Origin of the sequence: Marinifilum sp. D737, assembly GCF_026672275.1 — a bacterium.
Lineage (GTDB): Bacteria > Bacteroidota > Bacteroidia > Bacteroidales > Marinifilaceae > Marinifilum.
Genome location: NZ_JANQCD010000009.1, coordinates 105,922 through 120,893, shown reverse-complemented (window position 1 = coordinate 120,893; position 14,972 = coordinate 105,922). Strand labels below are relative to the sequence as shown.

Genomic DNA, 14,972 nt, shown 5'->3' with positions numbered 1-14,972 from the left:
GTTTTTAGATTGAATTTTTGCAATTATCTGGACCACAAACAACTAGTTTAAGATCTTCTTCTTGAAAATAAGTATTTGCCAGAGTTTTGATTTTTTCAGCGTCAACCCTTTTCAATTCTTTTATAAAGTTTTGATAGTAAGAGTTATCTAATCCAAAAGGCAAGTTGCCTTTCAAACTTTCAGAAAGAGCAAAGGGACTGTCAAGATTGCGTAGCATTTCGCCAGAAATGTAATTTTTCACCAGATTCAACTCTTCATCTGATACCAACTCTTCTCTTAATCTTTTAATTTCTTTATGGATTTCATCAATTGCCGCTTTGCAAACATCACTTCCAACTTCGGTAACAATTACAAAGTGTCCTCCTTTTAAATGAGAAATAATAATGGAATTAATTCCATATGTATAACCTTTATCTTCACGGATGTTTTGCATAAGGCGTGAACCAAAATATCCTCCAAGAATTAAATTGAAAAGATGCAGTGTAGTGTAATCTTTATGCGTTTTGTTGAAAATAGGTCGACCTATGCGAATGCAAGCCTGAACGGCATCATCCTTACATACAAAGCTTTTGTTCTCTTCTGATGATTGGATTTCGTGTTTTGCATGAATCAAATTATCCTTTTTAGGCCAAGCTTTCTTTCCAAACAGCTCTTCCAGTTTATCGATAACAGATTGATCAACTTTGCCTGCAATGATAATTTTACAGTTATTCGGAGTGTAATGTGTTTTGTAGAATTCCTTAACGGTATTGATATCTAATTTGTCGAACTCCGATTCATCGAAAATATTCGAGTAAGGATGTTGTTTTCCATAGATTAAACTACTGAACTCATCTTTTGCAAGGACATTTGTTTTTTGATGCTCAATCTGAAAACGTTGTTTCTTATTCAAAAGAATGGTTTCAAATTCCTTTTGCGGGAAAATGGAATCCTTAATCAGGTTTTCGGTTATTTCAAGCGTTTGAGAAAGGTATTTATTCAAGGTGTACAAACAAACACTCGCGTCGTGTTTGGCTGCAGAAAAACCAATGTAGGCTCCATAAAAGTCGAACTTTTCTGCAATTTCAGCAGCATTGTACTTGCTGGTTCCCTCGTTAAGCATACTGTTGGCCATACTTGCTACGAGAGGTGAGTTTTGATACCATATTCCAGCATCAAAAATGAATTCTATTTTTAATACTTCCTGACTCCCTCCATTAATTACATGTACCGGAATATTATTGCTCAGGGTATATTTTATATCTCCAAGAATCTCTATACTATCAACAGTTTTGAATTCAGGAGCAGTGTTTCTATATAATTTTTCCATTCCTATTTTTTTGCGTGATAATATAAAATCGAACAATTCTCTTTTCTAAAAAGCTTTGCTGATGTGTTTAATATATCATCAATGCTTACTTTACGATATTTCTCTACCTCGGTGTTGATCTCATTCGCATCGCCAAGTAGTTCGTGTGTGGCAAGATTCATGGCTTTGTTTAAGTAGCTGATTTCTGAAAATACCAGGCTCGATTCAATCTTGTTTTTAACCTTTTGTAATTCGTAATCAGTAATCTTTTCTGTGGCAATTTTATTTAATTCTTCCCAAATAGCAGCCTCGGCTGTTTCAAAAGAAACTCCTTCGCTTAATTTTCCAGTTACCAGGAAAAGTCCAGGTTCAAAATCACCGGTAAGGTAGGCATCAATAGAAGAGAACAAGTTACGTTCTTTTATCAGCTTCTGAAAAATTCTTGATGATTGACCATTTGATAAAACATCAGAAGTCAAATCGGTAGAGTAGAACTCATCATCGGTTCTTTTACCCATGTGGAAAGCCATATAAATTGCATCGAACGGAACATTGCGTTCTAAATGTAAAGTTCTCAATTCATTTTGTTTGGGTTCTGTAGGGAGGTTTCGCTCGGCAATTTCCCGACGTTCAATTGGTCCGAACCATTTTTCTGCCAAGCGCTTTACATTCTCGGTTTCTACATTACCCGACACCACAAGTATTGCATTGTTTGGCGCATAATGCTTAAAGAAAAATGCTTTGACTTCATCCAGTTGTACGGTTTCAATCTGCTCAATCGATTTTCCAATTGTCGACCATTGATATGGATGTTTTTTGTATGCCAATGGGCGTAAATGCAACCAAACATCACCGTAAGGTTGGTTAAAATATCTTTGTTTAAACTCTTCAATTACAACATTTCGTTGAACCTCCAGGCTTTTCTCGCTAAAAGCCAAACTCAGCATTCTGTCTGATTCCAACCAAAATGCAGTTTCCAGATTGTCTTTTGGAACTGTAAGATAATAGTTGGTTACATCGTTGCTTGTCCATGCATTGTTGTCTCCGCCAACCAATTGCAAAGGCTCATCGTAATTGGGAATGTTTACAGATCCACCAAACATCAAATGCTCAAATAAATGAGCAAAACCCGTGCGTTCAGGAGCTTCATCTTTTGAACCAATATTGTATAAAAGGTTAACAGCAGCCATCGGAGTTGTTTCATCCCGATGAACAATTACTCTTAATCCATTTTCAAGTGTAAATTTATCGAATTCTATCATTTAGATATTGAATTTGGCTAAGCCAGTTAATGCTTCCTTGTATTCGGATTTTATCTCACTCACAATTTCTTTTACCGATTGGATTTTGGATATCAAGGCCGAAACTTGTCCAATTTCCAATTCTCCCTCTTCAAGGTTTCCTTCAAACATGCCTTTTTTGGCACGTCCTTTTCCTAGAAGCTCTCTCATTTCTTCCTGCGATGCACCTCTGCATTCAGCATCATTAACTTGCTCAAAGAATTGATTTTTAACCAGGCGGGTTGGAGCCAGTTTTTTAAGGGCCAATTTTGTTCCCCCTTCACCCAGTTCAATAACTGATTTTTTAAAATCAATATGCGCTGAAGATTCTTCAGCTACAGCAAAACGAGTTCCCATTTGTACACCATCGGCACCTAGAACCATTGCTGCCAACATGCTTTGTCCCGATCCAATTCCACCGGCTGCTATTACTGGAAGAGTAGTTGCTTTTCTAACCGAAGGGATTAGTGTCATCGTAGTTGTTTCTTCTCTACCATTGTGTCCTCCGGCTTCAAAGCCTTCAGCAACAATAGCATCAACTCCAGCGTCTTCGCATTTTTTTGCAAAGAATGCGCTTGATACAACATGAACAACTGTAATTCCATGCTCTTTTAAAAATGGCGTCCATTTTTTAGGACTTCCTGCCGATGTGAAAACAATTTTCACTTCTTCCTCAATAATAATGTTCATGATTTTATCCATTTCAGGATATAATAATGGAACATTAACACCAAAAGGTTTAGAAGTAGCAGCTTTTGCTTTTTGAATGTGTTCTTTGAAAGTTTCGGGGTGCATTGATCCCGCACCAATTAAACCTAGACCGCCAGCATTACTTACTGCTGAAGCCAATTTCCAACCCGAACACCATACCATTCCTCCTTGCACAAGAGGGAATTCTATTCCAAAAAGAGATGTAATTCTATTTGTCATTATATTATATTCTATTAGTATACAAGCAAAAAAGACACAAGAGCATTGTATTTTTCTTGTGCCTTATTAGATGAATTGTTCGATTGCAAATTTAGAAAAATTCTTGATAAGAATAAGATGTTGAAGTATGATTTTGAGCATATCAGTATTGGTAATGAAGGTTTTTATACATTTATTCTTTAGAATAATTATAGATATTGAATTCTGATTAAATATTGGGTTCGAATTGTGCAAAGGTTCTTGTTTCTTACAATCAATATTACTTTTTTTATGCTCGAAAACATTTAGGGGGATTAACCATTATCAATCAAGTAGTTTTGCTTGGTTTTATAAATTTATTGAGTGAAGAAAAAATCATTATTAGGACGTTTTTTAGTTTGGCGCTTAAAGCATGTGAGCGATCGTCAATTTATCTCTTTTATGGCGGTGCTTATCGGCATAACCTCTGGTATTGCAGCAGTAATTATTAAAAACTCGGTACACTTTATCAGTGAGTTGTTGCAAAACAATTCGTCAGACCAGTACCAGAACATCCTTTATGTAATTTATCCTACCATAGGTATTACAGTTGCTGTTTTATTCATCAAGTTTGTGATTCGACGTCCGGTTCGACATGGAATACCAAATGTTCTATACAGTATTTCCAAGACCAATGGACAAATTAATCGCCACAATATGTTTTCCTCCATTATTACCTCAGCATTTACAGTAGGATTTGGTGGATCGGTTGGACTAGAGGGACCCACTGTTGCAACAGGTGCAGCATTAGGATCGAATATTGGTAGGTTGTTTCATTTAAACTATAAGCAAATTACTTTGTTATTGGGTTGTGCATGTGCCGGAGCTATGGCTGCTATTTTTAAAGCTCCGATTGCTGCCATAGTTTTTGCGATGGAAGTTATCATGTTGGATCTTACCATGTGGTCTTTGGTGCCACTTTTATTAGCTTCAGCTTCGGCAGTTTTAACATCTTATTTCTTTTTGGGGATGGATGTTTTATATCCATTCGAAGTTGAAAATGGTTTTGAAATGAGGGATTTACCTTATTATATTTTATTGGGAGTTTTTACGGGCTTGGTTGCTACTTATTTTACAAAATCATACATGTTTATTCATGGTGTTTTTGAAAAAATAGATAATGTTTATAAAAAGTTATTGTTTGGAGCATTGTTTCTTGGGGTAATTATTTTCTTTTTTCCATCATTGTTCGGAGAAGGCTATCATGCAATAAATGCATGTCTTTCGGGCGATTATTCGTATCTCTACAACAATTCCTTTTTCTATGCCTTGCAAGATAACTTTTGGGTATTTGTTGCTTTAATGGCAATGGTCATATTCTTTAAAGTTATTGCAGCATCAATCACCTTTGGAGCCGGTGGCGTAGGTGGTATTTTTGCACCAACTTTGTTTATGGGCGTAAACTCGGGAGTACTGTTTGCAAAAGTAGTAGGGTATTTTGGATTAAGGGATTTGCCGGTAAATAACTTTGCCTTGATAGGAATGGCAGGAATGATTGCCGGAGTTTTGCATGCTCCTTTAACAGGGCTTTTCTTGATTGCAGATATTTCAGGAGGTTATCAGCTTTTTGTTCCCTTAATGATTACGGCAACCATTTCTTATGCTACGGTTAAAACTTTTGAGCCTCATTCGGTTTATACCATTCAGCTGGCAAAACGAAAAGAGCTAATGACTCACGATAAGGATAAGAATGTGCTTTCGCTTATGCGAGTTACCAAGTTGATTGAAAAGAATTTTAGTACCATCAATTCAGAAGCTACTCTTGGCGATTTGGTGAAAATTATAGCAAAAGCACAACGTAACATCTTTATTGTAATTGATGATGAAAACAATTTTGAGGGAATTGTAAAATTGGATGATATTCGTGAAATCATGTTCCAACCAGAAAAATATGATAGTGTTTTTGTTCGTGATTTAATGGTTGTACCACAAGTAGTCATTCAGCATGATGAATCGATGGCTGATGTCGCCAGAAAATATCAATATTCCGATAAGTTCAATTTGGTGGTTTTGAAAGATGGCAAATATTGTGGTTGTGTTTCTCGTGCTCAAATATTCTCAACTTATCGCCGAATGCTGAAGCACTTCTCGGAAGATTAGATAATAAAGAAAGGTAAAATGATTCAAAATTTATTATCAAATACGCAATCGTTTTATTGATTCTAGCTCTATTTCAGTGTGTTATTTGTCTATTTGAAAACTTTTTAAAAAATCTTGAGAAAAGGGGGTATCCTTACCAATTATCTATTACTTTTGCAGTCACTTTTTCAGATTTGTTAATGCAAAAGATTTGTATAACAGATAAGAGAATCAGATGAGTACATCTTTTTTTGTAAGTTGCTAAACTTTTTTATGTATTCATCTCAAAGGCCGCCTGACTTCTGCAGCCATCCGACCTTTTTTAATTTATGTAAGTTGAATAAGATAATCTTGATTCGGAGCAATGAAGAATAAAAGTTTGCTTTCTCGATTTTTAATTTGGAGAGTAAAAAACATTAAGGAAAGACAGTTTGTTTTAATTTTGAGTTTTTTGGTGGGAGTAGTGAGTGGTTTGGCTGCGCTTGTACTCAAAAATACAATCCATTTTACACACCATTTTCTAACTCATCGATTGCATGTGGAGTCTGCCAACTTGTTGTATTTGGCATATCCTGCCGTGGGTATATTACTAACTGTACTGTTCGTAAAATTCTTTGTAAAGGATAACATTGGTCATGGGGTATCAAGAATATTATATGCCATTTCGAAAAAGAATTCACTCATAAAATCACATAATAACTATTCCTCGGTACTGGCAAGTACTTTAACCATTGGTTTTGGTGGATCGGTAGGAGCAGAGGCTCCGGTAGTATTAACTGGTGCATCAATTGGTTCCAATCTTGGAAGAATGTTCCACATGAATCAGAAAATCATTACGCTAATGGTTGGGTGTGGAGCAGCAGGAGCAATCGGAGGAATCTTTAAAGCACCAATGGCCGGAATGGTATTCACCTTGGAGGTATTGATGTTGGATTTGACCATGGCTTCCTTAATTCCACTATTGATTTCATCAATTACAGGAGCTAGTATTGCTTATTTCTTTATGGGAAAAGGTGTTTTGCTTTCCTATGATGTAACAGAGCCTTTCGTAATTGGTAACTTTCCATATTACATTCTTTTGGGCGTGTTTGCCGGATTGGTTTCGCTTTATTTTACTCGATTTTCAATGTATTTGGAAGGGCAGTTTGATCGAATTACCAATTGCTATCGAAAAATGATGGTAGGAGGAATCCTATTGGGCATTCTGATCTTTTTATTTCCTCCTTTATATGGTGAAGGTTATACTACAATTCAAGCTTTGTTAGATGGAAATCACACCCATTTGGTAAACAACGGTATCTTCTATTTTTTAAAAGATAACTATTGGTTGTTGTTGGGATATGTTGTGCTGATTTTAGGATTTAAAGTAATTGCATCAACGGTTACCACAGGTAGTGGTGGTGTTGGAGGTATATTTGCACCTTCGCTATTTCTTGGTGGAGTTTCAGGTTTTTTTGTAGCCCGATTTATTAACGGCTTTAATTTTGTGAAATTGTCCGAAAGCAATTTTACCTTAATAGGGATGGCAGGAATGATGGCTGGTGTAATGCATGCTCCATTAACTGCAATATTCCTGATTGTTGAAATTACCGGAGGATACGAATTGTTCATTCCTATCATGGTTACCGCAACAATTGCTTATTTAACCATCATGTATTTTGAACCACATTCAATCTACACCAAACGTTTGGCCAAACGTGGGGAGCTGATTACTCACAATAAGGATAAAGCTGTTCTTACTTTAATGAAGTTGGGCAAGGTAATCGAGACTGACTTGAAAAAGGTAAGTCCTGATGCCACATTAGGGGAGTTGGTGAAAATTATTTCGCACTCACAAAGAAATATTTTCCCTGTGGTTGATGAGGATGATAAGCTATTGGGAATTGTTCTTTTGGATGATATTCGACATATCATGTTTAATCCAGAGATGTACGATGAAACGTATGTAAGAAATTTAATGATCATGCCACCTGCAATTTTAGATGCCAATGCTCCTATGGAAAAAGTGATGAGGAGATTTGAAGAAACAGGAGCCTGGAATCTTCCGGTTACGCAGGACGAAAAATATTTGGGATTTGTATCCAAAGCCAAGATCTTCAACGTTTACCGAAGGGTTTTGGTGCACTTTTCAGATGAATAATAGTTTTATTTTAGATTAGTTTAGGTTAGATAAAAGCTTGCTCGGTTACGAGTGAGCTTTTTTCTTATGATTTGGAGTTTGGAATTTGATTTTTGGACTTTGATATTACTTATCTTTGCAGCAATAAACTATTAATCATGAACAACAAACATTACAAAACAATCGATCCTGAAATCTGGAAAGGAAGGATTGATGATGAGGAGGATTACGATGCCTTTCGTTGGCATCAGATTGTAAAACCCATAGATTTACTTGATTCGCAGGATAGAACTTTAAAAGGCTTTGGTTTATTGGGTTTTTGTTGCGATAAAGGAGTGCAAAGAAACCTTGGAAGAAAAGGAACCTCAAAGGCTCCCAACAGTATCCGAAAAGAAATGGCAAACCTGCCTTGCTCATTTCCGCAAGGCACTAGTATTTACGATTGCGGTAATATCGTTAGCAATGGAGTAGAATTGGAAGAGGTACAAAGTATATTATCCGAAGCTGTGTACAAAATGCTAAAAATGGGACTGTTTCCATTGATTTTAGGTGGAGGACACGAAATAGCCTATGGACATTATTTGGGAATTGAAAGATATTTGGCAGAGCAAGAGAATCAGGAGCTGGGAATATTTAATTTGGATGCTCATTTCGATATGCGTCCGTATCAAAAGGGTGCAAGTTCGGGAACCATGTTTGCACAGATTGCTGATCGCTGTAGTGAGAATGGAAAAGATTTTCGATATATGGTTGCTGGTATCCAACAATATGGCAATACGGTGAGTTTGTTTAAAAAAGCTGATGATTTGGGCGTAAAATACCTAATGGCGAAGGACATCTCCAATGACAGCATGTTTGCCGTGGGACAGGACATTGTTCGATTTACCAAGAAGCAAAGAAAGATATATATGACTCTTTGTTCGGATGTAATATCATCGGCCTATGCACCAGGGGTAAGTGCACCTCAGCCCTTTGGTTTGCATCCCGAAATTATAGTGAAACTGATAAAAACTGTAATTCAATCGGGCAAAGTGATTAGTTTCGATATTGCCGAAGTTTCGCCTCGATTTGATGAAGACAATCGTACCTCAAAATTGGCTGCAATTATCATTTTTGCTGTCATCAACTCGGTAGTTGAGTTTGGCTCTGCTTCGGATTGTGTTTGTTAGGAATTAGAAGAGGCTAGTTTTTAAAATAGCCTCTTATTTTTTAATATTAAGTAATTATCATTTGATAAAAGCAAAATGATATTTTGATGCATTATCATTTAATGAAAGCTTAAAAGGTTGTCCTTTTACTCTTTCATCATTTAATGGAAGCTCGAAAGATTGTCCTTTTGTTCTTTCATCATTTAATGAAGGAAATGTTATTGTAAGGGGCAACTTTGAAATAAGTAAACCTGATATAGAATCACTGTAGTTACTAGTAAAAATGTAACAGTTCAAAATTTTAGGAGGATTTCTTATCTCTCTTTCATATTACCACTCAAATGGTTAAATTAGGAGCTATAACCCAATTTAACCCTATGGCAAGAACAACCCGCTGGCGCCGATTTTTAATTTGGCGATTAAAACATATCAACAATCAAAACTTCATGTTAATATTAAGTGTATTTGTTGGAGTTGCCTCTGGCATGACCGCTTTGATATTGAAAACGGCAGTTTATCGTGGAAGAGAGTTTTTATTGGAGGGGATTGATTGGGCTTATCAGAATTACTTGTTTTTCTTGTATCCCATGATAGGAGTGGGCTTGACATTGTTGTTTAAAAAATTCATTATTCGTGATTTTATCAAGCACAATATTACGGCCATTCTACAGGCCATATCCAAGCGAAATAGCATTGTAAAGTTCCATAAAACCTATTCTTCGGTAATTGGTTCCATTATTACTGCAGGTTTTGGTGGGAGTATCGGACTGGAGTCACCTATCATTTCTTCGGGAGCAGCCATAGGTTCCAATATGGCTCGTAATTTTCATCTGAATTATAAAGAAATAACGGTAATGTTGGCATGTGGTGCTTCGGGTGCCATTGCTGCAATTTTTAATACACCCATTGCAGCCATTGTTTTTGCCCTTGAAGTTTTATTAATCGATCTTTCACGCTTTTCGTTAATACCACTTTTAATGGCATCGGTAAGTGGTGCAATTACTACAAAGTTGTTTTTAGATGAGGAGATTCTGATTGAATTTGCCATTAATACACCATTTGCGGCAAGAGATATTCCATTTTTCATTTTATTGGGGATCTTGTCGGGTTTTGTATCGGTTTATTTTACGCGTATGTTTCTGTGGATCGAAAATAAATTTGAAGCCATAAAGTTGTTGCGCCACCGAATGCTAATTGGCGGATTGGCATTGGGAGTTTTAATTTTCTATTTTCCTGCTCTTTATGGTGAGGGTTACAATACGGTAAAAGCGCTTATTGGAGGCAGGTTAGATGAAGTGTTTCGTTCGAGTTTATTCGAGAATTACACCGATGTTTGGTATATGGTGGTAATTTTTGTTGGAGCCATGGTGTTTCTAAAAGTAATTGCTACCTCAATTACTTTGGGGGCTGGTGGTATTGGAGGAATTTTTGCTCCTTCGGTATTTACCGGTGCCATGTTGGGCTTTGTATTTGTTTATTTATACAATCATTTTCAGCTGGGCGAACCATTGGATGCCAACAATTTTACTTTAGTTGGAATGGCAAGTGTTTTGGGTGGGGTATTACAAGCACCCTTAACGGGGATTTTCCTGATTGCCGAAATTACCAGTGGTTACGAATTAATTGTTCCTTTGATGCTGTCAACTACCATATCATTTATCACGGTAAAGAGTTTGCAAAAAGAGTCGATTGTGACAACTCAGTTGGCCAGGAAAGGGGAGTTGATCACTCACAATAAGGATAGGGCAGTACTTACCTTCATGCAGCTGTCAAAGGTAATTGAGAAGGACTTAAAGAGTATTAACGAGAATGCTACCCTTGAGGATTTAATTCAAGTAATTTCGAAATCGAAAAGGAATATCTATCCGGTGCTAACCGAAGAGGGCTACCTTATTGGTGTTGTGTTACTGGATGATGTTCGGGAGATCATGTTTGACAAAGAGATGTACAATACACCAATAAGTAATGTGATGATTATGCCACCAGCTTCTATTTCCTATAAAGATCCTATGGAGGTGGTATTAAAGAAATTTACGGAAACCGGTGCTTGGAATTTACCTGTGATTGATGAAGGAAAGTACATAGGTTTTGTTTCCAAGTCGAAGTTGTTCTCGGCTTATCGTCAGCATTTGGTGAAGATTACTGCGGATTAAATCAAACTAACAATAAGACGCAGATTATCATGATTATTTATGATTTGGGAATAGTAAACTTTTGGTGACTTTGAATGTATTTAATGAACCAGATCATAATCAATCATATAAAATCGTAAAGATCAGCGTCAATTAGATATTTTATTCTTCATGTTTTTAGGAGAATTCAGTTTCCTGATGTTCCCACTTTGAGTGGAATTATCAGTATGCATCATGTGGAATCATTATAATATTGATAATCTCACTTGGATTGTGAATATCAATTAAAAATGCCTGACAAAATGAATTGCCAGGCTGTGTTTGAAAGGTATTAATACCGATAGATTGCTATCTAAAGGGTATAATAAATACGGATAGCATTACAAATCTATTGGATTGTTATGCATTCCATTGTGTTTGCGATATATTGAATCTCTTTTCTGATAGTATTCTCGTCTTTGCTCCAGGAAATCATTTCTTAACGAATCCAGTTCTCTTTGCATTTTGCTATTGTATTCCTGTCTGAATTGTCTTCTGTTTTTCATCATCTCTTCCAGTTCTTTAAAAAAATCATTTCGACTCGAATCAGCCTGATGAAAGTTTCTGCGAAACATCTTTGAATCGAAAAAATCATCACCAAAGAAATCATCATTAAAAAAATCATCAGAAAAGAATGGATGTTTGTTATTTTTTAGTCTCAAGCTATCCGGACCAAAGAAACGACTCAGTTGTTCCTGCATTTGTTTGTGCATTCTATTCATGTCCATTTTGTTAAAAAATGCCGAATCATTAAAAAACTGCTTCGTGCTATCTGATGACCAGGAATAAACATAGCTTGAATCATAGCGAATTAGATTTCCATCTTCGTCGTATTCTTTGTTTACTTTAATGTCTTTTTTAGGTAAGTTTTCGTTTTCGGTATTTTGTCCAAAGGCATTACAAGTAAGTAGCAAAATACCAATTGAAAATAAAATTTTGTTTATGCTCTTCATGATAAAAGGACTAATGGTTTCGCCCCATAAAATTACAAAACATCTGTGTTTGCTGAGAGTTAAAATATTTTAAAAAGTATTAAAAAAGCTGCTCCAAAATGAAGCAGCTTAAGAAGTTTATATGAAACTATAATTTATTTCATGTGTTTTAAATTGACTGCGTACATGATAATAAACACAATGGTAAAGAAACCTAATACCGCGGTATTCATCATGGTAGCTTCAAAATCAATTAAGGCAAGAGGAACAAGCAGCCAGAATAAATTTGCAAAAGTATACAAGTAAAAACCATTTTTGCTCATTTTAAACATTAAGAATACACCTAGTAAACTTAGTAAAGCAAATAGAATATTGGCACCTGAAATTAAACCAAGGTTTTGTGATGTTTTTTCAAGAGTTACAATTCCATTTTGAATACTATTGTATGCAAATCCAGACTCAACACCAGCATCCGATAATGCCTCTTGTTGCGTTTCCAACATCTCCATTTGTTTAGCATATGTTGAATCGAACATGAAATACTGATAAATGTTGCTTCCTAATAGGAATCCACTACCAATAAACGATAGAATACACAATACAGTTAAGAATGTAGGTCGTTTTTTAGGCATTTCGATAGTTGTTACATTTTCTTCCATAATTAAAAGGTTTTTGTAGGATGAGTAATATTATTTAGTTCATTTTTTTTAGGTTAATTGCGTAAAGAGCAATAAAAAGAATGGTAAAAACACTTGAGAATAAAATACCGATGTTTATAAATAAATTAAAGCCAACGAATATCGCAGGAACAAATAAAAGCAGAACCTGGGCAATTGTATAAATATAGAATCCTGCTTTTTTAAGTTGGAACATTAAAATAGCACCTGTTAAACTAGCAGCATACAGTATAAATTGTGTGAGAGAAATCTCGAAAATGTTCTCCAAAGCTCTTTGACCAATTTCTAAAGCCTGTTCAATAAACTTGCGTGCTGGTTCTTCCTGTACTTCTTCTAATGCCATTTCAAAAAAATCTGGATCGAAAAAGTTCTTTATTGGCGACATTATCATTCCCATGATATTATTTAATACGCCAAAACCACTCCCTATGAATGTGAGGATGCACAAGGCGGTTAATAGTCCAGGTCTTTGTTTTGGGTTGGTTTCAACAATTTCCATTTGCGTTGTATTTATGTGTTAGGGTATAAAAATTCACAATCATAAATTTACAATAAAGCTGAATAGTAAAAAAAATATAGTGCTTTTATTAGATTTTGTAGGTTTCTTTCTGGTTGAGTAATTGGTTTTACCTGATATTTGATAACCAGGAATGATGGATATAATAACTAACAGCTTTTAAGTGTATGTTCTAGAAAAGTTTATTTAGGATTTAAATAAGCACAAAATAATTTTTTTAATATACCGATTTGTCTAATTTTGAACCTGCACTTTAAGGAGAGGATAAATGATATTAATCTTGCGGTGCATCATCTTTTCAAGGGGGAATAAAATTTAGTAAACATGGGATTTTTGACCCTTTAAAACACTAACAAAACATTAAATTAATCCGATTAAAATCGGGGAAAAGACAAACAACAATGGAAAGAGATAGACAAATTTTCGACCTAATTGATCAGGAATACCTACGTCAGAAAAATGGTATTGAGTTGATTGCTTCTGAAAACTTTGTGAGCCAGCAAGTAATGGACGCAATGGGATCGTGCCTTACTAACAAATACGCTGAAGGTTATCCAGGAAAGCGTTACTATGGTGGTTGCCAGGTTGTAGATCAAACTGAACAATTAGCAATCGACAGAGCATGTGAGCTTTTCGGTGCTGAGTACGCTAATGTACAGCCTCACTCAGGTGCACAAGCAAATGCTGCTGTATTTTATGCATGTATGAAACCAGGTGATACATTTCTAGGTTTAGATTTGGCTCACGGAGGTCACTTATCTCACGGTTCTCCTGTAAACTTATCAGGTAACCTATACAACCCAATTGCTTACCACGTAAAAGAAGATACCGGAATGGTTGATTACGACGAGGTAGAAAAATTGGCTTTAGAGCACAATCCTAAAATGATTGTTGCTGGTGCTTCTGCTTATTCTCGTGACTGGGATTTCCCACGTTTAAGAGAAATTGCTGATAAAGTAGGTGCAATTTTGATGGCTGATATTGCTCACCCTGCAGGTTTAATTGCAAAAGGATTATTGAGCAACCCGGTTCCTCATTGTCACGTTTGTACTACAACTACGCACAAAACTCTTCGTGGTCCTCGTGGTGGTTTGATCATCGTTGGAAAAGATTTTCCAAATCCATTCGGAGCTAAAACTCCAAAAGGCGAGACTAAGATGATGTCTGCAGTATTAGATTTTGCAGTATTCCCAGGACAGCAAGGTGGTCCATTGGAGCACGTAATTGCTGCTAAAGCTGTAGCTTTCGGTGAAGCTTTAACTGATTCTTACAAAGAGTATGCTATCCAAATGCAGAAGAATGCTAAGGTAATGGCTGAGGAATTCGTGAAATTAGGATACAAGGTAATCTCTGGTGGTACTGATAACCACTCAATGTTGATTGATCTTCGTTCTAAGTTCCCTGAAATTACAGGTAAGAAAGTTGAAAACATTTTGGTTCAGGCTGATATCACTATCAACAAGAACATGGTTCCATTCGATTCACGTTCTCCATTCTCAACTTCTGGTTTACGTGTTGGTACTCCGGCAATTACAACTCGTGGTTTAAAAGAGGAGCACATGCCAGTAATCGTTCAGATGATTGATGAGGTAATCTCTAACATCGATAACGAAGAGGTAATTGCTTCAGTACGTACTCGCGTTAATGAAATGATGTGTGAGCGTCCAATGTTTGCATGGTAGTAAGATTTTACCAAAAATATATGGAGGGAAGGACTAAGGTTCTTCCCTTTTTTGTATTCTACACGGCTGTAGAATTATATCAATAGTATGGTGTTTTGTTTTAGAGCATATCCTATCTCGATAATTAACTG

The 14,972-nt window shown here is 36.0% G+C and carries 11 protein-coding genes; 5 read left to right on the top strand and 6 right to left on the bottom strand.

The genetic code is table 11. From position 1 onward, the window contains the following. Positions 1-4: 4 nt before the first annotated feature. The 3 genes from NQ163_RS07850 to NQ163_RS07840 are packed head-to-tail and all read right to left on the bottom strand — an operon-like array spanning position 5 to position 3,498. The gene (locus NQ163_RS07850) at positions 5-1,309 is read right to left on the bottom strand and encodes a M16 family metallopeptidase (RefSeq protein WP_268189759.1); all 1,305 of its coding nucleotides are present in this window, start codon (positions 1,307-1,309) and stop codon (positions 5-7) included. 2 nt (positions 1,310-1,311) lie between these two features. Continuing rightward, positions 1,312-2,550 carry a M16 family metallopeptidase gene (locus NQ163_RS07845; protein WP_268189758.1) on the bottom strand — a complete coding sequence of 413 codons (1,239 nt, stop codon included), beginning with the start codon at positions 2,548-2,550 and terminating at the stop codon, positions 1,312-1,314. Continuing rightward, positions 2,551-3,498 carry an NAD(P)H-dependent flavin oxidoreductase gene (locus NQ163_RS07840; RefSeq protein ID WP_268189756.1) on the bottom strand — a complete coding sequence of 316 codons (948 nt, stop codon included), beginning with the start codon at positions 3,496-3,498 and terminating at the stop codon, positions 2,551-2,553. A 342-nt stretch (positions 3,499-3,840) separates the two neighbouring features. Between NQ163_RS07840 and NQ163_RS07835 the strand changes: the two genes are divergently transcribed. The 4 genes from NQ163_RS07835 to NQ163_RS07820 all read left to right on the top strand — a co-directional run bounded on the left by NQ163_RS07835 (position 3,841) and on the right by NQ163_RS07820 (position 11,015). Continuing rightward, on the top strand, positions 3,841-5,616 hold the full coding sequence (locus NQ163_RS07835; protein WP_268189754.1) for a chloride channel protein: 1,776 nt from the start codon (positions 3,841-3,843) through the stop codon (positions 5,614-5,616). 343 nt (positions 5,617-5,959) lie between these two features. Then, positions 5,960-7,735 carry a chloride channel protein gene (locus NQ163_RS07830; protein ID WP_268189753.1) on the top strand — a complete coding sequence of 592 codons (1,776 nt, stop codon included), beginning with the start codon at positions 5,960-5,962 and terminating at the stop codon, positions 7,733-7,735. 137 nt (positions 7,736-7,872) lie between these two features. Then, positions 7,873-8,883, top strand: coding sequence for a formimidoylglutamase (hutG, locus tag NQ163_RS07825; protein ID WP_268189752.1), 1,011 nt, complete (start codon positions 7,873-7,875; stop codon positions 8,881-8,883). A gap of 356 nt (positions 8,884-9,239) precedes the next feature. Beyond that, positions 9,240-11,015 (top strand): chloride channel protein, encoded by a 1,776-nt coding sequence (locus tag NQ163_RS07820; protein WP_120238786.1) that lies wholly within the window; start codon positions 9,240-9,242, stop codon positions 11,013-11,015. Between the two features lie 359 nt (positions 11,016-11,374). On the opposite strand, the gene NQ163_RS07815 is transcribed toward NQ163_RS07820, so the two are convergent. From NQ163_RS07815 to NQ163_RS07805, 3 genes are all read right to left on the bottom strand, one after another. Next, positions 11,375-11,986, bottom strand: coding sequence for a hypothetical protein (locus tag NQ163_RS07815; RefSeq protein WP_268189751.1), 612 nt, complete (start codon positions 11,984-11,986; stop codon positions 11,375-11,377). A 134-nt stretch (positions 11,987-12,120) separates the two neighbouring features. Beyond that, positions 12,121-12,624, bottom strand: a complete 504-nt coding sequence (locus NQ163_RS07810) for a hypothetical protein (protein ID WP_268189750.1) — start codon at positions 12,622-12,624, stop codon at positions 12,121-12,123. A gap of 34 nt (positions 12,625-12,658) precedes the next feature. Then, positions 12,659-13,141 (bottom strand): hypothetical protein, encoded by a 483-nt coding sequence (locus NQ163_RS07805; protein ID WP_268189749.1) that lies wholly within the window; start codon positions 13,139-13,141, stop codon positions 12,659-12,661. A 419-nt stretch (positions 13,142-13,560) separates the two neighbouring features. On the opposite strand from NQ163_RS07805, the gene glyA reads away from it, so the two are divergent. Continuing rightward, positions 13,561-14,841 (top strand): serine hydroxymethyltransferase, encoded by a 1,281-nt coding sequence (gene glyA, locus NQ163_RS07800; RefSeq protein WP_110361526.1) that lies wholly within the window; start codon positions 13,561-13,563, stop codon positions 14,839-14,841. Positions 14,842-14,972: the final 131 nt, after the last annotated feature.